The 23,821-nt window shown below is 36.2% G+C and carries 15 protein-coding genes and 1 other RNA gene; 5 read left to right on the forward strand and 11 right to left on the reverse strand.

What is annotated here, in order from left to right; translation table 11 throughout:
- Nucleotides 1-201 precede the first annotated feature (201 nt).
- Nucleotides 202-1,449 carry a cation:dicarboxylate symporter family transporter gene (locus ACNRYB_RS19940; protein ID WP_473728472.1) on the reverse strand — a complete coding sequence of 416 codons (1,248 nt, stop codon included), beginning with the start codon at nucleotides 1,447-1,449 and terminating at the stop codon, nucleotides 202-204.
- 30 nt (nucleotides 1,450-1,479) lie between these two features.
- Nucleotides 1,480-1,811, reverse strand: an RNA gene (gene rnpB, locus ACNRYB_RS19945) — RNase P RNA component class A.
- 125 nt (nucleotides 1,812-1,936) lie between these two features.
- On the opposite strand from rnpB, the gene ACNRYB_RS19950 reads away from it, so the two are divergent.
- Nucleotides 1,937-2,230: an SH3 domain-containing protein gene (locus ACNRYB_RS19950; RefSeq protein WP_473728473.1), complete on the forward strand. Its 294-nt coding sequence runs from the start codon at nucleotides 1,937-1,939 to the stop codon at nucleotides 2,228-2,230.
- 369 nt (nucleotides 2,231-2,599) lie between these two features.
- On the opposite strand, the gene ACNRYB_RS19955 is transcribed toward ACNRYB_RS19950, so the two are convergent.
- From ACNRYB_RS19955 to ACNRYB_RS19965, 3 genes are all read right to left on the reverse strand, one after another.
- On the reverse strand, nucleotides 2,600-3,796 hold the full coding sequence (locus tag ACNRYB_RS19955; protein ID WP_473728474.1) for a DUF1963 domain-containing protein: 1,197 nt from the start codon (nucleotides 3,794-3,796) through the stop codon (nucleotides 2,600-2,602).
- Nucleotides 3,797-3,903: 107 nt separating this feature from the next.
- A complete protein-coding gene (locus ACNRYB_RS19960; RefSeq protein ID WP_473728475.1) occupies nucleotides 3,904-4,299 on the reverse strand; it encodes an NIPSNAP family protein in 396 nt (131 codons plus the stop codon).
- 14 nt (nucleotides 4,300-4,313) lie between these two features.
- Complete coding sequence (locus ACNRYB_RS19965) at nucleotides 4,314-5,108, reverse strand: peptidase (protein ID WP_129747650.1); 795 nt, start codon at nucleotides 5,106-5,108, stop codon at nucleotides 4,314-4,316.
- 180 nt (nucleotides 5,109-5,288) lie between these two features.
- On the opposite strand from ACNRYB_RS19965, the gene dnaX reads away from it, so the two are divergent.
- Together dnaX and ACNRYB_RS19975 are read left to right on the forward strand one after the other, a co-directional pair.
- Nucleotides 5,289-6,374: a DNA polymerase III subunit gamma/tau gene (gene dnaX / locus ACNRYB_RS19970; RefSeq protein ID WP_066034110.1), complete on the forward strand. Its 1,086-nt coding sequence runs from the start codon at nucleotides 5,289-5,291 to the stop codon at nucleotides 6,372-6,374.
- A 257-nt stretch (nucleotides 6,375-6,631) separates the two neighbouring features.
- Nucleotides 6,632-7,048, forward strand: coding sequence for a DNA polymerase III subunit gamma/tau (locus ACNRYB_RS19975; protein ID WP_129747649.1), 417 nt, complete (start codon nucleotides 6,632-6,634; stop codon nucleotides 7,046-7,048).
- Between the two features lie 79 nt (nucleotides 7,049-7,127).
- On the opposite strand, the gene ACNRYB_RS19980 is transcribed toward ACNRYB_RS19975, so the two are convergent.
- The 6 genes from ACNRYB_RS19980 to ACNRYB_RS20005 all read right to left on the reverse strand — a co-directional run bounded on the left by ACNRYB_RS19980 (nucleotide 7,128) and on the right by ACNRYB_RS20005 (nucleotide 12,706).
- Nucleotides 7,128-7,706: an NAD(P)H-dependent oxidoreductase gene (locus tag ACNRYB_RS19980; RefSeq protein WP_473728476.1), complete on the reverse strand. Its 579-nt coding sequence runs from the start codon at nucleotides 7,704-7,706 to the stop codon at nucleotides 7,128-7,130.
- A 344-nt stretch (nucleotides 7,707-8,050) separates the two neighbouring features.
- Nucleotides 8,051-8,611: a Crp/Fnr family transcriptional regulator gene (locus tag ACNRYB_RS19985; protein WP_129747647.1), complete on the reverse strand. Its 561-nt coding sequence runs from the start codon at nucleotides 8,609-8,611 to the stop codon at nucleotides 8,051-8,053.
- A 3-nt stretch (nucleotides 8,612-8,614) separates the two neighbouring features.
- A complete protein-coding gene (locus tag ACNRYB_RS19990) occupies nucleotides 8,615-9,196 on the reverse strand; it encodes a TMEM175 family protein (protein ID WP_343707087.1) in 582 nt (193 codons plus the stop codon).
- Nucleotides 9,197-9,210: 14 nt separating this feature from the next.
- On the reverse strand, nucleotides 9,211-10,101 hold the full coding sequence (locus tag ACNRYB_RS19995; protein WP_008467933.1) for a Ppx/GppA phosphatase family protein: 891 nt from the start codon (nucleotides 10,099-10,101) through the stop codon (nucleotides 9,211-9,213).
- Nucleotides 10,102-10,136: 35 nt separating this feature from the next.
- Nucleotides 10,137-12,215, reverse strand: coding sequence for a polyphosphate kinase 1 (gene ppk1 / locus ACNRYB_RS20000; RefSeq protein WP_473728477.1), 2,079 nt, complete (start codon nucleotides 12,213-12,215; stop codon nucleotides 10,137-10,139).
- 5 nt (nucleotides 12,216-12,220) lie between these two features.
- Complete coding sequence (locus ACNRYB_RS20005; protein ID WP_111377238.1) at nucleotides 12,221-12,706, reverse strand: SixA phosphatase family protein; 486 nt, start codon at nucleotides 12,704-12,706, stop codon at nucleotides 12,221-12,223.
- Nucleotides 12,707-13,203: 497 nt separating this feature from the next.
- Between ACNRYB_RS20005 and ACNRYB_RS20010 the strand changes: the two genes are divergently transcribed.
- On the forward strand, nucleotides 13,204-13,752 hold the full coding sequence (locus tag ACNRYB_RS20010; protein ID WP_473728478.1) for a hypothetical protein: 549 nt from the start codon (nucleotides 13,204-13,206) through the stop codon (nucleotides 13,750-13,752).
- Nucleotides 13,753-13,787: 35 nt separating this feature from the next.
- Nucleotides 13,788-23,738: an HYR-like domain-containing protein gene (locus ACNRYB_RS20015; RefSeq protein ID WP_473728479.1), complete on the forward strand. Its 9,951-nt coding sequence runs from the start codon at nucleotides 13,788-13,790 to the stop codon at nucleotides 23,736-23,738.
- Nucleotides 23,739-23,821 lie beyond the last annotated feature (83 nt).

The raw sequence follows: 23,821 nt of genomic DNA on the forward strand, positions 1-23,821 counted from the left end.
AGCTAAAGCTGGACGCTATTCAAATTAATGAAGGACAAGGGCTTTAGCCAAACTAGAAGCTGTTTGGCTAAAGCCTTTTGAATTTAATTCACCATAACCTCCAGCTAAAGCTGGAGTCAACTCAAAAAAACTTTGCGACTTTGCGAGCAATTTTAAACTCAAAGAAAAAAAACTTTGCGCCCTAGCGCCTTTGTGGCAAAATCATTCCGAGACAGGATCAAGATTCAATTCTGTAAAATCTCTTTCTGTTTTAGAAATGATTATCGTTGCGACTGTGTTTCCTATTAAATTGGTAATTGCTCTGGCTTCGCTCATAAATTTATCTACGCCCAATAAAAATGCTAAACCTTCAACTGGAATTTTATGCAATGCGGTTAAAGTTGATGCTAAAACAATAAACCCGCTTCCGGTTACTCCTGCTGCGCCTTTCGAAGTAATCATCAGAATTCCGATAACGGTCAGGATTTCGAAAAAACTCAAATGCACATCATACAATTGCGCAATAAAAAGCACCGACATCGAAAGGTAAATTGAAGTTCCATCAAGATTAAAAGAATAACCAGTCGGAATCACCAATCCCACAACCGATTTACTGCATCCCATTCTCTCCAATTTTACCATAATACTTGGCAACGCTGCTTCCGAAGATGAAGTTCCGAGAACGAGTAAAAGTTCTTCTTTTATATATTTTAAAATCGAAAGAATACTGATTTTATAATATCTCAATATGCTTCCCAAAACCAAAAAGACAAACAATGCCATAGTTAGATAAACGCAAAGCATCAATTTTCCTAGCGGAATCAAAGTTGCCAAACCAAATTTCCCGATTGTATATGCCATTCCGCCAAAAGCGCCAATTGGAGCTAGATACATTACATATTTTAATCCGAAGAAAACCACTTTAGAAAATCGCTCAAGAACCAAAATAGTCTGCTCCCTTTTTTGATAAAAGTTTAGTGCGATTCCGCAGATAATAGCTGCCAGCAAAACTTGCAATGTAAAATTGGACAAGAAAAACTGCAACCACGAAAAATCCTTTGCTGCTCCATTTGTATATTGGCTTGCGTCGCCAAAAGTCAATCCCGATTTATCAATTTTTCCAGGTTTAAATAAATAAGCGACTGCTACACCAATTGCAAGAGCAACGGTCGAAACCACTTCAAAGTAAGTTAAAGCTTTAACCCCGATACGTCCTACTTTTTTTAAATTTCCCATTCCCGAAATTCCCAAAACAATAGTCAAAAATATAATCGGACCAATAAAAAGTGAAATAAGCTGAATAAATCTCTTGCCTAGAAATTCCATCTTCACGCCATTTTCTGGAGAAAAATGTCCGAGTAAAACACCCGAAATAATAGCGATTAAAACCCAAAAAGTAAGATTGGTTACGACAGTTCTAAAAAGGCTTTTTTTAGATTTTGGCGAAGGATTTGGAGTGGTAATATTCATGAGAATAAGTTAGATAGTTCACAAATATATAAAAAATGCAGACCTGTAAGCCGGATTCTGTTCTTGTCTTATCTTGCAACAGGACAATACCTTATCATTTATCTAGATCCACCATTACTGATGGACTCAATCTACCTACCCTTCGGCAACGAACGAGAAGCCCTTAAATGCCGATATACTTGGTATTTCACCGCATAGAGTTTACCTGGTTTCACTACAGCATTACCTGTACATACTTTCTGCTGCACTTGTCCTAATCCCTTACGGAACCGACGGGCGTTACCCGCTATGCTTCTCTATGGTGTCCGGACTTTCCTCCCTCTCGTCCCAAAAGACGAGACGACGATAAGGCGGTCTGCGCTGCAAAAGTAGCGATTTATGAACTAACAATAATGATTTTAAATTTCAGATTTTATGAATTTTATCATAACTTTTTAATTCTAAAATAGTTATCTTTAGAATTCTATAATTTTAAATACAGTTTATCATGAAAAGAATGTATCATTACGCAACTGTTTCAAAAGCTTTAGATCAATTGAATGAGAAAGGATTTACATGTGATTTTAATCGAAATGCTGATGCGATTAAAAAGAATCCTGAGAAATTTGAAATTGTTCATGTGTATCGATACGAGGGTGAGTCAGACCCAGCGGATGAAGCAGTTGTATACGGAATTAAGTCGACTACGGGCAAAAAAGGAGTTTATGTTGCTGGTTTCTCAGCCGATTCAGATCAGGAAACCGCAAAGTTTTTATTTGATTTAAGCATTAGAGGAAGATAGTTTTTAAGGAGCCGGGAACCTGCTGTCCGCTGTATCTTTTGCGCCTCCCGATAGCTATCGGGACCGCCACAAAAGGATGCCGCTCCCATCAGGGCCAGAGCAATCGGTTTCAAAAGAAAAATCTTCATAAATCAAATAAAACAAATGAGAACAAAAAATGATTCAATAATCTATGTCATTCCTAAAAACTGAAATTCTTTTCGTTCCTTAGGAATGACATAAAAATAAAAAAACTTTACAACTCCGAATCTCTGTCTCTTTGCTCCTTATTTTACTATAAACTTACTGTCTACTTTTTTAGGCTTAAAAGATTATAACATGCTGTCGCAGAGTTTATATGTTCCAGTAAAAGAATAAATAATTTTGGCATTAAGAGCAATCCCAATAACTTCCAATACTCTTTTCTCCGCAATAATAACATATATAATAATAAATATTGCCAGCGTCTCCAATCATTATTCCATGATCTGACCCGTGAATCGGGTTGTTATAATTAATTATATTTCTATTATCTCTATCATCACTTGAAAGTTGAAATAAAAACTCTTTAATTCTACCACACTTGCATTTAGGGTAATATGACTCTTGGATAAAATTAGGATATCCTCCAATTTTTGTATCTGGTTTAGTGATATACCTTTCTATTTGCTGATCACCTAGTTTAAATTTAAAATTAGCATCGAGTTTTGCCAAATCCTCTTTTTTGTAATCATCATAATATGGATAATCAAACACTTTCAAAGGTTTTAAATAACAATCTGGAACTTCTTTCTCAATATCTTTTGAATTAATCCTGGTCTTCGAAAATATCTTATTTTGTACACATTCGACTTCTGAATAGTAGTGAAACATTTTATGATCAGAACGGGAATTTGTATACGAACTTCTACAATTGTTGTTAGGACAACGAAAAAGCTGAAAAATATTAGTCTTTGAAGGAAAATAAAATTCAGGAAAATCTCTCTTGTAAATTTGAAAAACAAAATTTAAAGAACTTTTGCATACATTACATTTTGGATATTCAGAAAAAGATTCCATATTTGGATAACCTCCAAATTTGCTTTCTTTCCAACTTATTTCATGTTCAGATTTTCGCGGCTGTAACAGCGTTGCGCTTTTTTTGTATTTTTCCAGTATAGATACAGTATCTTCTATAAATGTGTCTACACTTGATTCATCTTTTTCAAATTCTATTGTTTCATGCTGAGAATCTGTATAATATTCAGTTTCTGAAAAATTTAGCAAACTAGATTGAAATTTTGTGCAATAATCAACACCAAAAAGAAATATTGCAAAAGCTGAAAAAATTAGAACAATACTAACATATCTTACCCGCTCCCTATTTACATTTCTATTATGCATTTCAAACATCGAAGTTTGGTTCTTTAAAACTAAATACAATAAGATTCCAATCATTAGAGCTAAAACCCCTAAAATACCTAAATAAAAACTTTTGGTTATTCCTAAGCCGCGATTTATTAATAAATCATAAAACCAAAATACTATTAATGCTATCGACACAAACCTAATTGTTTCAGTCAATCTAATTATTTGCTTCCCATTCATTAAAACTAAAATTTATCAGATGCAAAAATAATAAACTTTTTACTACAAAAAAAATCACTTTGAATAATCAAATCGCAAAAAATTCCAAGGTAAATGTCTAATATATTTTAATTAGACGAATAATCAAGCTTAGTCAAAACACGATCTTCGATATTCCCAACTACATCACCATATTTTGCAGTATATTGTTTTTTGATATCAATCCATTCCTGATCTTTCCTAAAATCTTCCCAAGCTTTTTTCATTGTTGCTTCATCTGGCCATTCCAAAAAATAGACAAATTCGGTTTTCTTATCTGATTTTGATTCGTACATCGAAATAATCTTAAAGTTATATTTCTTCATTATACGCATGGCATGATCGCGAAAACGTTCGTGAAATTCTTTTTTATTGCTTTCAAAAATCTCATAGATTCGCAATTGATAAATTGGACTCGTTCGAGTTTTTTGGGCTTTTACATTAAATGCCGCAAGCAAAACTAATAGTAGAAAATACTTCTTCATAACTTATAAATTTATCAGCTTCCTAATTTACCATATCGCTGCTGTTCAGAAAAATACAAAACAATTCTTTTTCCATTCTTTTTGTATGGATAAAATAGTTCATAATTTCCGTCGTACGAGCTATATCTTAATTCGTTACTATTTTTATCAAAAATACTGTTAAGATATTCCCTTTCTTCTTTCGTTGTTTCATAAAGATACCCAGTTTTTGCAGGTTTGATTGTATCATTCGAATGTATAGACTGATATGCCTGAAAGCCTAGAAACACAGGAGTTTCTTTTATTGTATCTTTTACCAAAACAACAACATTTGGAAAATTTTTATCCGTTTTAGATAAGATTTCCAAAACATTTGCTGTTTCATTTATATACTTTTTTGAAAAATTATAATCCAACAATTTATCACTGTTTGTTTTATTCGCTTCAAGTATGGACTTTGCAGATTCTACAAGCATTTTTTCTTTTTTAATAGAAGTGAGATAATTTCCCCCAAATAGAACTACTAAAATGATAGGAAAACCTAAAACCATAGCCACAATTCTAAATTTGCCAGCTTTCTTCTGCAAAACCTCTTCTTTATCTTTTTCAGCAATCCTCGTTAGATTAAACATTATATTCACAATCAAAGAGCCCGACATTAGAGCTAAGATTCCTAACACGCTTAGGTAGAAAGTTTCGGTCATGTTTTTTCGAAATACTTTCAATCCAAAAACTTCAATAGTTATAAACGTAAATACCCAATAAACCAATAGAAGAATTGAAATAATTCCGATAATATTACTGAGCCTGACGATTTTTTTTGCGTTCATTTTTTCTAATTAATAATAAATAAGCTGTTAAATGTTTTGAAGTAAAAGTATTACTTTTTATTGAAACGCAAGAGATAATATTTTTTTCTTTCTACAATTCAATCACTTAAAAATCTTTCAATTTTTAAATTTTTAAATCATTAAATTATACTCTATATTTGCTATCCAATAAAAGAGAATATGGAACAATTTGTAGTATCGGCACGTAAATATCGCCCGCAGACCTTTAAGGATGTTGTGGGGCAAAAAGCCATTACCAACACTTTGTTGAATGCTATTGAAACCAATCACCTAGCGTCTGCTCTTTTATTTACAGGACCGCGTGGAGTTGGTAAAACTACTTGCGCTCGTATCTTGGCTCGAAAGATAAATCAGCCTGGATATGATGATCCTACCGAAGATTTTGCTTTTAACGTTTTTGAGTTAGATGCTGCTTCAAACAACTCGGTAGATGATATTCGTAACCTTATCGATCAGGTTAGAATCCCGCCACAAACTGGACAGTATAAAGTATATATTATTGACGAGGTTCACATGTTGTCTTCGGCTGCTTTTAATGCTTTTCTTAAAACATTAGAAGAACCGCCAAAACATGCTATTTTCATTTTAGCAACAACAGAAAAGCACAAAATTCTTCCAACGATTTTATCTCGCTGTCAGATTTTTGATTTCAAAAGAATTACGGTAAAAGATGCTAAAGAACATTTGGCAGATGTTGCTGAAAGTCAAGGAATCGTTTTTGAAGATGATGCACTGCACATTATTGCTCAAAAAGCAGATGGTGCAATGCGTGATGCTTTGTCTATTTTTGACCGTGTAGTTTCGTACTGCGGAACAAACTTGACGCGTCAGGCAGTAACCGAAAACCTAAACGTTTTAGATTACGAAACTTATATTTCGATTACTGATTTACTTTTGGAAAATGAGATTCCAAAACTTTTACTAGCATACAATGATATCTTGGCCAAAGGTTTTGACGGACATCATTTTATTGCTGGTTTGGCTTCACATTTCAGAGATTTATTGGTAAGCAAAACACCTTCAACTATTGCTTTATTAGAAGTTGGTGAACAGGCGCAACAAATGTATGCGGTTCAATCTCAAAAATGTTCTCAAGAGTTTTTACTTAAAGGAATTGATATTGCAAATGACTGCGATTTAAAATACAAATTAAGTCAGAATCAACGACTTTTAGTTGAATTATGCTTGATGCAATTGGCCTCTATCAACTTTGATGGAGAAAAAAAAAAGTTGAGCAATTCATAATTCCGCCCGTTTACTTTAAAAACGGAGGCTATTCTATAGTTGAAGTTCAAAGTCCAAGTAAGGAAGATTCAAATACAAAATCCCAAATTCCAAATTCGGAAGAAAAAAATAATGCCGCATCTGTAAATACCCAAAATACAGTTCAAGTTCCTGTCGAAAGTCCAAAAGTTCAGGCTCCTGAAACTCCGAAAACAGATACAAACGGTGCTCCAAAAGTTTCTGCCTTTTCTCTTGCCAGCATTCGCAAGAAAAAAGAAATGGAGGAAAGCAGCAAATCGTACGTTAAACCTTCTTCTGTTTTACCTACCGAAGAATTTAATGAAACCGATATGCGTCTTCATTGGAACAAATATGCAGAACGTTTAGGTCAAAAGGGATTAAAGATCATGGAATCTATCTTGTTGATCAACGATCCTATTTTGGATGGAACAAGAATTACGTATGAGTTGCCAAACGAAGGTTCTAAACTGGAATTTGAAAGCCAAATGAATGGTTTATTGGGACATTTAAAAGGACATTTACATAATCACGACATTACTATCGAAGTAATTGTAAATGAAAAAGTAGAAATGAAACGAAGCTATAACAATCAGGATCGCTATAATCGTTTCTTGGAAATCAACCCAAATATTGAACTTTTACGAACAACATTTGGATTGGACTTGAAGGATTAATCTTTTAATAGCCACGAATTTTTCTTTTTAAATTCTATTATTTTTTTCTATTTCATGTTATTAAAAATAATCATTCAAATTATTTGTTTCTAACACCGAAATTATAGACTTTTTCTAGCCATTTTTTTCTTTGTTCTTCATTAGAACCTTTTATAATTCCGATATAACTTACTTTGACGGGTTTTACCCCACAAAATTCTAAAGTAGATTTTTTTAGCTGATTGACACTTGGTCTTCCGAAAAACAATCTATAATACCAGCTTGGCTGATCTAGGGTTGTTATGATGTGAGCTGTTTTGCCTTTGAGCAATTTATCCCACCAAACTGAATTTTCACGATATTGGAAAGCCATTCCAGGCAAAAACAAGCGATCCATAAATCCTTTCGTTATCGCTGGGAGTCCACCCCACCAAACGGGATGAATCCAAACTAAATGATCGGCTCTTTTTATTTTTTCCCACGATTCTAATAAATCTGGCTCAAGATCTGTTCTTTTTTGGTAACCAAATTTGAGATTTGGATTGAAATTTAAATTGGCAATTGTAATGGTTTCTACTGTTGCTCCAGAAGCTACAGCGCCTTTTTGATACGATTCTGCAATTCCAAAATTGAAGCTTTCTGCATTCGGGTGTCCGTTTATAATTAGTATTTTTTTCATGCTTATGTTTTTTTTCAAAAATACTATTAGTACATTTTCTTTTACTGGACAAATGTCCTGAAAAGTTTTTTTTTGCCACAGATTACAGAGATTAAAAGGATTATTTCAATCTCAGCCTAAACGAAATATAGATTTTAGTCTCATATAAAAGAGCAAGAAAACAAATCTTGATTTGAACACAGTAGTCTTTTGGTAAACTTAAAAAAACACTTTTTCACGCAGATTGAGCAGATTATGCAGATATTTTGATCTGTGATAGATTTACGCAGATTTCTGTTTAAAATGAATAAAGAATCAGATAAAAATCTGCTCAAATCATTTTAAATCTGCGTGAAACAAAAATATCAAATCACTGCTTTTCTAATTCGGCTTAAATGTCTTGGGGTAATTCCTAGATAAGAAGCTAAATATTGCAACGGAATTAGCTGAATATACTTTTGATGATTTTTACAAAGTTCTTCGTAACGTTGCGCACCCGATAGTTTTTGAAAAGCAACCATTCTTTTATGCAGATTTACAAATTCTAATTCGGTCAATTTTCTACCAGTTTCCTGCCAATTAAAACCGGATTGGTATAATTTCTCTAAAGCTTTTCTATCTAGAATCTGCAATTTTGTATCGGTAAGGGCTTGAATATTTTCTTCTGCTATTTCTTTTGTAATAAAACTTGCAAAAGAAGCCATAAATTCATTTTCAAAAGCAAAACAATTGGTGATTTCGTCGCCCTTATGATTGACAAAAAAAGAACGGAGAATTCCTTTTTCGATAAAAACTATTTCGTTGCAAACCTGATTTTCAGTCAATAAAAGCTCTCCTTTTTTTAATGTCCGAAATGTAATCAAACTGTCTAAAAGACTTAATTCATCGGCAGAAAAATCTTGAATGGACTGAAATACAGATTTCATATGTTATTCGTTTGAAGAAAAAATCCTTCCGATTCTTTTGTCTGGAATAAGCCATAACATTGCAACTGTAAAATAAGCTGCTCCAGAAACCCACTGGTTAAAGAATGCCGTAACAATTCCGATAACATATAAAACTAAAGAGATTTTACCTTTATAATCTTTGTTAAGCGCTTTTCTCAAAGCAGAATTCTTTCCTTCGCTACACATAATTGTGTACTGCAAAATAATATAAGAGATTGCTGAAAGAAGCAACACAACACCATACATTGTCATTGCCGCTTTTTCAAAATTATGCTCTCCCATCCAAGCGGTAGAAACGGGAATTAAAGACAGCCAAAACAAAAAGTGCAGGTTACTCCACAACACTTTTCCGTTAACTCTCGATAAACTGTGAAGCAAATAATGGTGATTATTCCAGTATATCCCGACGTAAATAAAACTCAAAATATAACTTAAAAATTTTGGGATAAGCGGTTTTAAATCTGCAAATTCATGTCCACCTGGCGCTTTAATTTCCAAAATCATAATCGTTATAATGATAGCCAAAACACCATCACTGAAAGCTTCAAGTCTGCCTTTATTCATTTAAAAAATAGGTATTAAATTTTACCGTAATACATTGCTTTTACGATACCATCAGAAAGTCCGATTTTAGGAACATAAATCTGGCGCGCACCACTCCATTTCATCGCATTCAGATAAATACGAGTTGCATGGATAATTACGTCGGCACGGTCGGAATTCAAACCTAATTCAGCAATTCTCTGTTCGTAAGTCAATGAATTTAAGAATGCATATTGCGAGTTAACATAAATGTACGAAAGCGGTTTTTCCTGCTGTTTTCCAGACATTTTAAACAACTTATTGATGTTACCTCCAGAACCTATCAGCGTTACCTCATCGTAATCTGCCGTGTTGGTTTTAATCCATTTTTCAATTTCATCCCAAACGACATCATGCACCATGTTATTCAATAAACGAACGGTTCCTGCTTTGAAAGATCTTGAAGTAATCATTTTTCCGTCAGAGAATAAAGTAAACTCGGTACTTCCACCTCCAACATCCACAAAAAGATAGGTTTCGTCAGATTTAATTAAGTGATGCAAATCTGTAGAAGCAATAATTGCGGCTTCTTTTTTACCATCGATAATCTCGATTTTTATGTCGGCCTTTTTCTTAATTAAAGCCACAACTTCTTTTGCGTTATAAGCTTCGCGCATTGCGGAAGTTGCAAATGCCATATAACGCTCTACTTTATGTACTTTCATCAAAAGGTTGAATGCTTTCATGGCATCTACCATTCGATCTATATTTTCTGGTGAAATTTCTCCAACTGTGAAGGCGTCTTGCCCTAAACGGATTGGCACACGAACAAGGGAACTTTTGTTAAACTGCGGTTCTTTGCCTTCTTGTTCCACAACGTTAGCGATCAAAAGCCTCATGGCATTTGAACCGATATCTATCGCTGCAAACTTCCTAATATTAATCATGCTCACTTTATGATTTTGAAAATTGGTATTTATTATTAATTTACTTTTTGAGCAACCTCTTCAAGTATGGTTACTTTGTTCTGATAATATTTATAGGTTTCAAATTGTGCTCTAAATGGGGCATGATGATTTTTAGGCTTATATTTATTATCTAATTTATAAGAATGATATCTCACTTTTACGTTTCCTTTCCATGCAATATTGAAATTATCAATTAGTTCTTTCTTAATTTCAAGGTCGTAAATCGGACAGGTTACTTCGACTCTTCCGTCTAAATTTCTGGTCATGAAATCGGCAGACGAAATGTAAACTTCGGTCAAACCAGCATTTCCAAAAATATAAACTCTCGAATGTTCTAAGTAATTATCTACGATACTTATGGCTTCGATGTTTTCGCTCATTCCTGGAATTCCTGGAATCAGAGAGCATATTCCTCTTACTTGAAGCTGAATTTTTACTCCAGCATTACTTGCTTCATATAATTTATCGATCATTTTAAAATCGGATAAACTATTCATTTTTAATTTGATATGCGTTTTTCTCCCAGCAAGTGCATGAAGAATTTCACGATCAATTAGTTTGATAAATTTGGTTCTCGTATAATGAGGCGACACAATTAAATGTTTGTATCTGTGTACTCGATAATTAATGTCAAAAAACTCAAATATTTTTGATGTGTCTTTTAAGATTCCTTGATGACAAGTAAAAAGCGTTACATCGGTATAAATTTTTGCTGTCGATTCGTTGAAGTTTCCAGTTGAAATAAATCCGTAACGACGGTTTTTGCCCTCTTCCAATCTTTCGATTACACAAATTTTACTGTGCACTTTCAGTCCTTTAATACCAAAAATAAGCTCGATTCCTTCTGTCTGCATTTGTTCTGCATACGAAATATTTGAAGCTTCATCAAAACGTGCCTGAAGCTCGATTTGCACCACTACTCTTTTTCCGTTTTTGGCAGCGTTTATAAGCGAACTGATAATCTGCGAATTCTTAGCCAAACGATATAAGGTAATTTTAATGCTCGTTACTTTTGGATCTAAAGCAGCTTCGCGCAAAAATTTAGTCAGATACGAAAATGACTGATATGGCGCATGAACCAAATAATCTTTTTTAGAGATTTTTTCCAAAATACTTCCTTCCAAGCTCAAACCGGGCACTGGAAGCGGTTCGTTTGGCTTATACAACAAATCGTATCGGCCAAGGTTTGGAAAACTCATATAATCGCGGCGGTTATGATATCTTCCACCTGGGATAATACTGTCTGTTTCTACAATTTTCATTTTATCTAAGAAAAATTGCAGAGTATCTTCCTCAATTAAGTTATCGTAAATAAAACGAACTGGCTCCCCTATTCGGCGATCTTTTACAGAATTTGAAATTTTTTCGAGCATACTTTTACTCAAATCGCTGTCTATATCCAATTGCGCATCACGAGTAATTTTGATCATATGAGCAGAAACACTCTTATAATCAAATATATTAAAGATGTTTTTTAGCTTAAAGCGAATCACATCATCAATTAAAATGACATATTGTTTTTCGTCTTCAGAAGGAAGAACAACAAATCTGTTAATGTTTTTTGGAATTTCAATTAAGGCATAACGAACCTCATCGTTTGCTAATTCTAAACGAACTGCCAAATATCCTAAAGTATCTTTTAGAATTGGAAAAACAGCTAAATCGTTTAAAATAATCGTCACCAATTCCGGACTTAACTTTTGGGTATAAAAGTCCTTTAAGAAACACTCTTGTTTTGGTGTAATCTGTGTTTCGTTGATAATAAAAATATTCTCAGATTCTAGCTCTGCTTCAATATTTCCAAGAATACGCAAACTTTCAGATTGCTGTTGGATTACAATTTCTGTAATATCTTTAATTAATTGGTGAGCAGAAATACCGCCTAAATATTTTTCGCCAGAAATGCCTGAGAGACTTAATCGTCGAATGGCCGCGTACCGAACTCTAAAAAATTCGTCTAAGTTGTTTGAAAAAATTCCAACAAAACGCAGTCTGTCTAAAAGTGGCACTGTATTGTCTGCTGCTTCCTGAAGTACTCTTGCATTAAACGCTAACCAGCTTTTTTCTCTATCGATATATTTCTGTTCGTACACTGTAATTATTTTAAATCTTTGGGGAAAATAGTTTTATGTGTTTTGCCCTTATGGATCGTGTCCCAACTTTCGGCATCAAACTGTAACGATACAAAGCCTGAAGTTGGTACATTTTCTATAAAAACATCCCCAAATTTATTAACAAAATTTGTAATAGCCTCGTTATGTCCAAAAAGAATAACGCTTTCAAAACTATTATCACACGATTTAATAACTTTTTCGAGTTGCTTTTCGTCAAAAGTGTATAAATCATCTCTAAAAATGATGCTTTCTAATGGATAAGATATGTTTTGCGCAAAGATTAAAGCAGTTTCTGTGGCCCTTGCGGCTGTACTGCTCCAAATAATATACGTTTTTGGAAGATACTCTGAAATATTTAATGAAACATCATGCGCATCTAAAATTCCTCTTTTCATTAATGGACGATCGAAATCTTTCAATGGTGCTTCCCAGCTAGATTTGGCATGACGTATTAATATAAGATTTTTCATAAGTAGCAAATTTAAAAACCTGAATTGCAGGTCATTTTTTAATTAAGTTCTAATTTACAAAAGAAATTTTAAACCTTTCTTTTTTTTTATTTCTGTTAACATTATATCGAAATTTTAACAAGAATAAATAATTCGCAAAATGTTAACATTTGAAATATTCTAAAAAATCAAAAATTGCATTTTTATGTACTTCATCTATAAAATTAGTATTTGGTCGATATTATACAATCTTTTAAAATTTTAACTAAATACTTGATTATTAATCATTTAAACTGTTTTTAAAAAACTCAACATCGCGAATAAAGCAAAAAAATGTACGAAAAAATTCTACTTTTTTGAGTTAAAAAAAAGTGTTTTTGAGTCAATTTTTTATAAAAAAACAACATTTCAACGAGTTTTTAGGTTAGTTACAGATAAAAAAATCATATTAGAAAAACTCTAATATAACTTTGATTCTGTTAAAATTTCATAAATACTTTAAAATTAAATCTTAAGTTATGAAAACTAAATCTACTCTTGAAAAAGCAGTGAAATTTGTAAGCGATTGTAAGTTCATTTTTTCTTTAAGAAATGTTTTTAAGAAAAATTTATTGATTTTACTCTTTCTTTTTACAACAACAATTTCTTTGGCGCAATCAGGTTCATGCAATGCAACTTTGATTGTTGAAAATAACGGAAATATCAGGAGCACTCCCCTCGATGGAACTTACTACTCTATGGTCCTGACAAACAACAGCTCATCTACAGACACTTTTGTTTTAAGCTCTAAGAATATTAATTCTTCTTGTGCTAATACTGATGGAAGTACTACTGCGGGAAATGTCATCATCAATACTGATTTTATTGACTCTACAAGAAATTCTCTAAACGAAGTAACTCTAAGCGCTGGTGAATCTGTAAATTTCTATATACACATTACAGTTCCTGCTGGCACTTCAACACAAAAATGGTCTTGCAACAAGATTACCGCCACTTCAAAAAACTGTATCAATTATACTGCTGATACTGTTTTACACACTTTTATCATTAATCCGGTTAATGATTAAACAAGCTATATCAAGTTCTATTAAAATGATTTAAAATGGAAAAACAATTACTTTTTTTAAACAATTTTTTACGAGATATAAAAAAAATACAATTTGTTGTATTATTTCTTCTGTCATCAACAGTAGGTCTTGCACAAACGATAACTACAAACAAAACCGTAACAGCTAATGCTAGCAATTGTGGCATCATAGATGTAAAAGTAGATATTACTGGAGCAAATCCAATTACTCGAAATTCGGATGTAATTCTAGCTATTGATATATCGGGTAGTATGGGTAATACTATTCCAGGAGATTTTAAAACCTCGATGGATTATGCTAAAGATGCTGCCTTAGCATTTCTTAATCAAGCAAAAGCAAATCCTCAGAACCGAATTGCAATTGTTGCCTACAGTACGACTGCCACCCTAAAAATAGGTCTTACTTATCTGGATGCAACTGGTGTAACACAAATAACGAATCAGATTAATTCTTTACAAGCTACTAATTCCACTAATATTTATGCTGGTATTGTGAGATCTGAAACTGAATTAGAAACCAATGGTCGTTTTGACTGTAGCACTGCTAGAGCTATAATTTTACTTACAGATGGGGTTACAAACGTAACAGGCACTAATGGAAATACAAGTTGCAACGTAAGTAAAACATCTCAGTGCGTAACAGATGCTATAAATGCAGCTACAAACGCTAAAACCACTACAAAAAATAGTGTTGTTTACAACAATCAAGTTTTTTCTGTTGGTCTTTTTGGCGGTATCAGTGGAAATATAAATACCAACAACAGTGATCAAAATATTGCTAAATATACTTTAGACAATATTCAAGGCAGTGCAGCTTATATTACACAAAGCGGTGCCAATCTTACTTCAATTTACAATCAGATTGCTACTCAGATTTCTTGGGTTGCACAAACTTTGGTTGCAAAAGAAACCATTATTCCAGGCTTTACTATTAGCGCAATTACAACAACTAAAGGTACAGCTTCATTATCTGGACAAGTAATTACATGGAATACCGATTTCTTAAACTCAGAAACCATTACTTTAAATTATCAATTGACTCCAACTGGATCTGCTTGTGGAAATCAAACTGTCAGCACCTCAACTTTGAATTATCAAAATTCATCTTGTGCCAATGATTCGAAGGCAATAACCAGTCCTAGTTATTTTGTTCCGTGTGCACCTGTGATTACAGGAACTTTAACAGCATGCGGATCTACAACTTTGACAGCGACTACAAATGCCGCCTCTCCAACATACGTTTGGTATAAAGACAATTCAGTTTTGCCAGGTCAAACTGCTTCTACTCTCGTAGCAACAGCAAGTGGGGTTTATAAAGTAAAAGTAAAAAATGGTGTTACAAATTGCGAATTAACTTCAGCAGATGTAACTGTTTCAATTAGTCCTGCAGCTGCTCTTGTTGCGCCTGCAAATGCAAGTATTTCAGGTTGCAGTACTGCTGCAATAACAGGACTTCCATATAGTACAGCAAGCACTAATATAACCCTTGCACAATTAAACAGTGCTGGAGGATCATTATCCAACAGTGGTTCTATTGGCTCATATACTATATCTTATTCAGACACTGCATCTGGAACATGTCCAACCGTAGTTACTCGTACTTTTAAAGTTACTACAAGCTGTGGAAATGTTACTGCTCCGCAGACTATCAGTATTAACGATACAACTGCGCCAGCTTGGACAACTCAGCCTAATGCATTAAACGTTACGCTTCAGTGCAGTGACTCTGCAGGATTGACAGCTGCACAGAATCAGGCTCCCGTTGCCACAGACAACTGCGGCGGAACCGTTACTTATACTAAAACAAGCGGAACTTTCGTTGCTGGAACTTGTGCCAATTCTGGAACATACACCAACACTTGGACCGCTAAAGATGTCTGCAATAATACTTCAACAGTTTTCACTCAGGTGATCACTATTCAAGACACCAATGCTCCAACTTGGACAACTCAGCCTAATGCATTAAACGTTACGCTTCAGTGCAGTGATGCTGCAGGATTGACTGCTGCCCAAAATCAGGCTCCTGTTGCTACAGACAATTGCGGTGGAACTGTTACTTATACAAAGGTAAGCGGAACTTTCGTTGCTGGAACTTGTGCCAATTCTGGAACATACACCAACACTTGGACCGCTAAAGACGTCTGCAATAATACTTCAACAGTTTTCACTCAGGTGATCACTATTCAAGACACCACTGCTCCAACTTGGACAACTCAGCCTAATGCATTAAACGTTACGCTTCAATGCAGTGACGCTGCAGGATTGACTGCTGCCAAAAATCAGGCTCCTGTTGCTACAGACAACTGCGGTGGAACTGTAACATATACAAAGGTAAGCGGAACTTTCGTTGCGGGAACTTGCATAAATTCTGGAACATACACCAACACTTGGACCGCAAAAGACGTATGCAACAATACATCTTCAGTTTTCACTCAAGTGATTACAATTGAAGACACAACAGCGCCAACTTGGACAACTGCTCCAACAGCTTTAAATGTGACTTTAGAATGCAGCGATGCTTCTGGACTAACAAATGCTCAAGCAATGTTCCCAACAGCTTCCGACTTATGCGATTCAGATGTTCTAAACATCGAAAAAGCAAGCGGACAGTTCGTGGCTTCTGAAGGTTGCGGAAACGCAGGAACTTACACCAATACTTGGACCGTTAAAGACGACTGCGGAAACACTTCTGAAACTTTCACTCAAGTGATCACCATTCAGGACACAACAGCGCCAACTTGGACAACTGCTCCAACAGCTTTAAATGTGACTTTAGAATGCAGCGATGCTTCTGGACTAACAAATGCTCAAGCAATGTTCCCAACAGCTTCCGACTTATGCGACACGGATGTTCTAAACATCGAAAAAATCAGCGGACAGTTCGTGGCTTCTGAAGGTTGCGGAAACGCAGGAACTTACACCAATACTTGGACAGTTAAAGACGACTGCGGAAACACTTCCGAAACTTTCACTCAAGTGATCACCATTCAGGACACAACAGCGCCAACTTGGACAACTGCTCCAACAGCTTTAAATGTGACTTTAGAATGCAGCGATGCTTCTGGACTAACAAATGCTCAAGCAATGTTCCCAACAGCTTCCGACTTATGCGATTCAGATGTTCTAAACATCGAAAAAATCAGCGGACAGTTCGTGGCTTCTGAAGGTTGCGGAAACGCAGGAACTTACACCAATACTTGGACAGTTAAAGACGACTGCGGAAACACTTCTGAAACTTTCACTCAAGTGATCACCATTCAGGACACAACAGCGCCAACTTGGACAACTGCTCCAACAGCTTTAAATGTGACTTTAGAATGCAGCGATGCTTCTGGACTAACAAATGCTCAAGCAATGTTCCCAACAGCTTCCGACTTATGCGATTCAGATGTTCTAAACATCGAAAAAATAAGCGGACAGTTCGCGGCTTCTGAAGGTTGCGGAAACGCAGGAACTTACACCAATACTTGGACAGTAAAAGATGACTGCGGCAATACTTCTGAGACTTTCACTCAGGTGATTACCATTCAGGACACAACAGCGCCAACTTGGACAACTGCTCCAACAGCTTTAAATGTGACTTTAGAATGCAGCGATGCTTCTGGACTAACAAATGCTCAAGCAATGTTCCCAACAGCTTCCGACTTATGCGATTCAGATGTTCTAAACATCGAAAAAGCAAGCGGACAGTTCGTGGCTTCTGAAGGTTGCGGAAACGCAGGAACTTACACCAATACTTGGACCGTTAAAGACGACTGCGGAAACACTTCTGAAACTTTCACTCAGGTGATCACCATTCAGGACACAACAGCGCCAACTTGGACAACTGCTCCAACAGCTTTAAATGTGACTTTAGAATGCAGCGATGCTTCTGGACTAACAAATGCTCAAGCAATGTTACCAACAGCTTCCGACTTATGCGATTCAGATGTTCTAAACATCGAAAAAATCAGCGGACAGTTCGTGGCTTCTGAAAGCTGTGCAAACGCAGGAACTTACACCAATACTTGGACAGTTAAAGACGACTGCGGAAACACTTCTGAAACTTTCACTCAAGTGATCACCATTCAGGACACAACAGCGCCAACTTGGAATACTGTTGCTGGTTCTCTAGACATAACTTTAGAATGTAGCGACACAGAAGGTCTTGCAGCAGCTCAAGCTAAAATCCCTGTAGCTTCCGACTTATGCGACACGGATGTTCTAAACATCGAAAAAGCAAGCGGACAGTTCGTGGCTTCTGAAGGTTGCGGAAATGCAGGAACTTACACCAACACTTGGACAGTTAAAGACGACTGCGGAAACACTTCCGAAACTTTCACTCAAGTGATCACCATTCAGGACACAACAGCGCCAACTTGGACAACTGCTCCAACAGCTTTAAATGTGACTTTAGAATGCAGCGATGCTTCTGGACTAACAAATGCTCAAGCAATGTTCCCAACAGCTTCCGACTTATGCGATTCAGATGTTCTAAACATCGAAAAAATCAGCGGACAGTTCGTGGCTTCTGAAGGTTGCGGAAACGCAGGAACTTACACCAATACTTGGACAGTTAAAGACGACTGCGGAAACACTTCTGAAACTTTCACTCAAGTGATCACCATTCAGGACACAACAGCGCCAACTTGGACAACTGCTCCAACAGCTTTAAATGTGACTTTAGAATGCAGCGATGCTTCTGGACTAACAAATGCTCAAGCAATGTTCCCAACAGCTTCCGACTTATGCGATTCAGATGTTCTAAACATCGAAAAAATAAGCGGACAGTTCGCGGCTTCTGAAGGTTGCGGAAACGCAGGAACTTACACCAATACTTGGACAGTAAAAGATGACTGCGGCAATACTTCTGAGACTTTCACTCAGGTGATTACCATTCAGGACACAACAGCGCCAACTTGGACAACTGCTCCAACAGCTTTAAATGTGACTTTAGAATGCAGCGATGCTTCTGGACTAACAAATGCTCAAGCAATGTTCCCAACAGCTTCCGACTTATGCGATTCAGATGTTCTAAACATCGAAAAAATAAGCGGACAGTTCGCGGCTTCTGAAGGTTGCGGAAACGCAGGAACTTACACCAATACTTGGACAGTAAAAGATGACTGCGGCAATACTTCTGAGACTTTCACTCAGGTGATTACCATTCAGGACACAACAGCGCCAACTTGGACAACTGCTCCAACAGCTTTAAATGTGACTTTAGAATGCAGCGATGCTTCTGGACTAACAAATGCTCAAGCAATGTTCCCAACAGCTTCCGACTTATGCGATTCAGATGTTCTAAACATCGAAAAAGCAAGCGGACAGTTCGTGGCTTCTGAAGGTTGCGGAAACGCAGGAACTTACACCAATACTTGGACCGTTAAAGACGACTGCGGAAACACTTCTGAAACTTTCACTCAGGTGATCACCATTCAGGACACAACAGCGCCAACTTGGACAACTGCTCCAACAGCTTTAAATGTGACTTTAGAATGCAGCGATGCTTCTGGACTAACAAATGCTCAAGCAATGTTACCAACAGCTTCCGACTTATGCGATTCAGATGTTCTAAACATCGAAAAAATCAGCGGACAGTTCGTGGCTTCTGAAAGCTGTGCAAACGCAGGAACTTACACCAATACTTGGACAGTTAAAGACGACTGCGGAAACACTTCTGAAACTTTCACTCAAGTGATCACCATTCAGGACACAACAGCGCCAACTTGGAATACTGTTGCTGGTTCTCTAGACATAACTTTAGAATGTAGCGACACAGAAGGTCTTGCAGCAGCTCAAGCTAAAATCCCTGTAGCTTCCGACTTATGCGACACGGATGTTCTAAACATCGAAAAAGCAAGCGGACAGTTCGTGGCTTCTGAAGGTTGCGGAAATGCAGGAACTTACACCAACACTTGGACAGTTAAAGACGACTGCGGAAACACTTCTGAAACTTTCACTCAAGTGATCACCATTCAGGACACAACAGCGCCAACTTGGAATACTGTTGCTGGTTCTCTAGACATAACTTTAGAATGTAGCGACACAGAAGGTCTTGCAGCGGCTCAAGCTAAAATCCCTGTAGCTTCTGACTTATGCGACACGGATGTTCTAAACATCGAAAAAATAAGCGGACAGTTCGCGGCTTCTGAAGGTTGCAGAAATGCCGGAACATACACCAACACTTGGACAGTTAAAGACGACTGCGGAAACACTTCCGAAACTTTCACTCAAGTGATCACCATTCAGGACACAACAGCGCCAACTTGGAATACTGTTGCTGGTTCTCTAGACATAACTTTAGAATGCAGCGATGCTTCTGGACTAACAAATGCTCAAGCAATGTTCCCAACAGCTTCCGACTTATGCGACACGGATGTTCTAAACATCGAAAAAGCAAGCGGACAGTTCGTGGCTTCTGAAGGTTGCGGAAACGCAGGAACTTACACCAATACTTGGACAGTTAAAGACGACTGCGGCAATGTTTCTGATACTTTTACTCAAGTAATCACAATTCAGGATACTACAAAACCAACTTTCGCTGGTGAACTTCCTGCAGATATTACAGTTTCTTGTGACGCTGTTCCAGAACCATTTAATATGGAAGCTTCTGATAATTGCAATGGAAACTTACCAATTGTTTTCAGTGAAACTAAAAGTGATATTAAAAACGAATGTGGTACAGAATATACCTTAACTCGCAACTGGTCAACAAGTGACTGTGGAGGAAATTCAGTTTCTTATACTCAAATTATAACAGTAAGAGATACTACTCCTCCAACAGGTACTGCGCCAGCAGATGTTGCTAATCTACAAAGTGCAGCAGACATTCCAGCAGGAAGTCCAGATGACATAAAAGATGCCACAGACAATTGCGCAGGAACTGTAAATATCACTGTAAGCGACACTAACAATGGAGGAACAGGATGTAACGGACAATCTTACATCTTAACCAGAACTTATACTCTAACAGACTGTGCAGGCAATAAAACTGAATTAGTTCAAACCTTTACAGTTGAAAATAAAGTTTCTGTAAGCGGTATTGCTACAAATGTAAGCTGCCAAGGAGAAAGCGATGGTTCAATTGCAGTTACTAGCACTGCTGGAGCCACTGTAGTTATTACCAACCAAAATAATGAGGTAGTTGGAAATACTAATCTGCCAGCTGGAACTTATACACTTACTGCAACATCTTCAGTAAATACTGAAAATGAAACTTGTACAGCAACTGCAACAGTTGTGATTACAGAACCAAATTATAGAGTTAAAATATCTGGTCAAATCATAAATGTAGATACTAACACTCCTCTTGCAAATGTACCTGTAACATTGATTCCTCAAGGAACCACTACAGGACCAATACAATTACGTATTACAGGTGCAGACGGAATGTACAGTTTTACAGGAATGCCTGCCGGAAGTTATTTAGTGCAAGTACAAGATGCTAATTTAAATAGTGCATATCAATTATATCCTGTTGATTCTAGCTTATTCTTTACTACTCTAGAAGAATGTGCTTTCCAAGTGCATAACTTCGAATATGGAGCTTCTAAACTTCCTGTTCTCGGAGATTATGTTTGGTACGATACTAATAGCAACGGAATTCAAGATGAATGGTATGATGCAAACAATGATGGTGCAGTTACCAAAAATATTCCAGATTCAAATGGAGCTATTGACTACAGCCAATGGGAATGGATAGATCTTAACGGAGACGGAAGCTATGCTGGTCCTCAAAATGTTGGGGAATTAAATGCCGGTGGTTTCGGAAACGCTCTTAGTGCCAATGTGATCATCGATGGTCCAAATGGATATCATGATGAAGTTATTGTGGGAATAGAAGGTTTCTGGAGAAACCGCCCAGAAATAGCAAATCCTTATGGACAATATACCGTAAAATTGGTAAGAGATGCTAATTTCGATACTGCAGCTACAAACTTAGGATTTACTGGTTTAGTAAAAGTCATTCCTTCAATGTCTGCTAAAAACATAGCTGGCAAAACAAGTAAAGCACAATTGCATACCGTATGTAAAACCACAACAGATAGCGGTTATGTCGTAACAGTTACACCAGAAGATTTAGTTCATTTAGATCTTGATTTCGGCGTAAGCTGTAAAGAATACAAAGACATTGTGGCTAATGATGACAGTGCCGGTCCAATTGCAGGTGTAAATCACACTACAACCAATGTGCTAAATGTATTGCCAAATGATACTTTAGAAGGAAATCCTATAACTGCATCTGATGTAATCATAACAACTGTAACGCCAAACGAGTTTTTACAATTAAATCCTGATGGTTCAGTTGACGTATTACCAAATGCTCCAGTAGGAACATTGACAATGGTATATCAAATCTGCGAAGCTGATCAAACAGACAATTGTGACACTGCAATTGTTAGCATCACAATAGAAGCTCCAGTAATGACTGTTACTGCAACATCAATATGCGTAAACGATGTTCCTTATCTTGACTATGTGGTAACACCAGGAAACTTTACTCCTGTAAATGGCGTGACCATAGCATGGGCAGATAGCAATAACAATGTTGTTACAACAATGACTGATCTGCCATTAAGCGGACGTGTGCTATGGCCTGGAGCTGTAGTAGATGATCAAGGAAAAGGAATTGACTGGCCAGGCTGGATTTTTGAAAATAACAGATGGATTGAAGCAGCTGATGGATTCGAAAAATTGCGTCCAACTGCCAATGTGACTTTATCTCTAAATCCTAGTCAGACTATCACAGTTAGCTATCCTCCTGCTGATCCTTTCTGTACTGCTAGACCAACATTTGCTATTGTGGCAAATGATGATAATCCTGCACCAATAATTGGAAATGCAGCACAAACCAATGTGATTAACGCTTTAACAAATGATACGTTAAATGGCACTGCTGTAAATATAAATGATGTAACATTAACAACAACTGTACCCGATCCAACTGGTTCAATAATATTAAATCCTGATGGATCTGTAGATGTTGCAGAAAACACCCCTGGAGGTACTTATACACTAACATATCAAATATGCGAAAAAGCCGATTTTGGAAATTGCGATACCGCTATAGTGACTGTTATTGTAATCTCTCCAATTATTGCAAATGATGATACTTACAGTAATATTGGATGCAACAGTTTTGGGCTTGTGGGTAATGTATTGAGTAACGATTTGAAAGGAAGAATCCCTGCAACTATAGAATTAGTAGACTTTACACTTCTTGCAGAAGGGAACAACACTAAAACAGATCCAAACATTGTTATTGACGGTTCTGGAAACGTAAATGTATCAAGCTTAACACCTGCTGGTACTTATACTTACAACTATACAATCTGTGACAAATTAAGTTCTCAAAATTGTGATTCTGCAATTGTTACAATCATAGTACTGCCTCAAGGTGTTGTTGAAACCAGAAGTACAGCTTGTACAGATGATTCAACACTAATAAACTTGAGTAACTTACTTCCTGAGGGAAGTCCTTTAACAGGAGTTTGGCAGGATCGAAACAATACCAATGCACTTCAAGGAAGCATTCTTAATCCGTTTGGTTTAGCATTAGGCAATTATGTTTTTGAATATATAATAGCTGACGAAAGATGCCCTAGAAGTATTGTTTTAAATATGGAAATCAATGATGATTGTAGAGTTTTAGCTTGTGGTAAAGTGTTAGTACATAATGCTTTTTCTCCAAATGGCGACAATATCAACGATCTCTTTAAAATTGACAATATCGATGACACCACTTGTTATCCTGGTAATACTGTGGAAATATACAATCGCTGGGGAATTTTAGTGTTTGAAACTACAAACTATAATAATACAACAAATGCTTTTGACGGAACTTCAAGAGGAAGAACAACTGTTAAGCAATCTGATGGACTACCAACTGGAACTTATTTTTACATTATTAACTATAAATCTCTGGATGGAAACAACAATGTTCAAGAACATAAATTAGACGGATATTTATATCTATCCAAATAGTAATTAAAACACTCTGTAAAACCTAATTTACAGAGTGTTTAAAAAAATCCGAATAATTTGATTAATTTTGAATAGAACATATT

The sequence above is a fragment of the Flavobacterium sp. CR10 genome (assembly GCF_055814415.1).

Coding starts and splice junctions, on each gene's coding strand:
- ACNRYB_RS20005 (WP_111377238.1), bottom strand. CDS start 12,706: ATGAAAAATCTTATATTAATACGTCATGCCAAATCTAGCTGGGAAGCA.
- ACNRYB_RS19965 (WP_129747650.1), bottom strand. CDS start 5,108: ATGAACGCAAAAAAAATCGTCAGGCTCAGTAATATTATCGGAATTATT.
- ACNRYB_RS20015 (WP_473728479.1), top strand. CDS start 13,788: ATGGAAAAACAATTACTTTTTTTAAACAATTTTTTACGAGATATAAAA.
- ACNRYB_RS19975 (WP_129747649.1), top strand. CDS start 6,632: ATGGAGGAAAGCAGCAAATCGTACGTTAAACCTTCTTCTGTTTTACCT.
- ACNRYB_RS19955 (WP_473728474.1), bottom strand. CDS start 3,796: ATGAATGGGAAGCAAATAATTAGATTGACTGAAACAATTAGGTTTGTG.
- ACNRYB_RS19980 (WP_473728476.1), bottom strand. CDS start 7,706: ATGAAAAAAATACTAATTATAAACGGACACCCGAATGCAGAAAGCTTC.
- ACNRYB_RS19950 (WP_473728473.1), top strand. CDS start 1,937: ATGAAAAGAATGTATCATTACGCAACTGTTTCAAAAGCTTTAGATCAA.
- ACNRYB_RS19940 (WP_473728472.1), bottom strand. CDS start 1,449: ATGAATATTACCACTCCAAATCCTTCGCCAAAATCTAAAAAAAGCCTT.
- ACNRYB_RS19985 (WP_129747647.1), bottom strand. CDS start 8,611: ATGAAATCTGTATTTCAGTCCATTCAAGATTTTTCTGCCGATGAATTA.
- ACNRYB_RS19990 (WP_343707087.1), bottom strand. CDS start 9,196: ATGAATAAAGGCAGACTTGAAGCTTTCAGTGATGGTGTTTTGGCTATC.
- ACNRYB_RS19995 (WP_008467933.1), bottom strand. CDS start 10,101: ATGATTAATATTAGGAAGTTTGCAGCGATAGATATCGGTTCAAATGCC.
- ACNRYB_RS19960 (WP_473728475.1), bottom strand. CDS start 4,299: ATGAAGAAGTATTTTCTACTATTAGTTTTGCTTGCGGCATTTAATGTA.
- ACNRYB_RS20010 (WP_473728478.1), top strand. CDS start 13,204: ATGAAAACTAAATCTACTCTTGAAAAAGCAGTGAAATTTGTAAGCGAT.
- dnaX (WP_066034110.1), top strand. CDS start 5,289: ATGGAACAATTTGTAGTATCGGCACGTAAATATCGCCCGCAGACCTTT.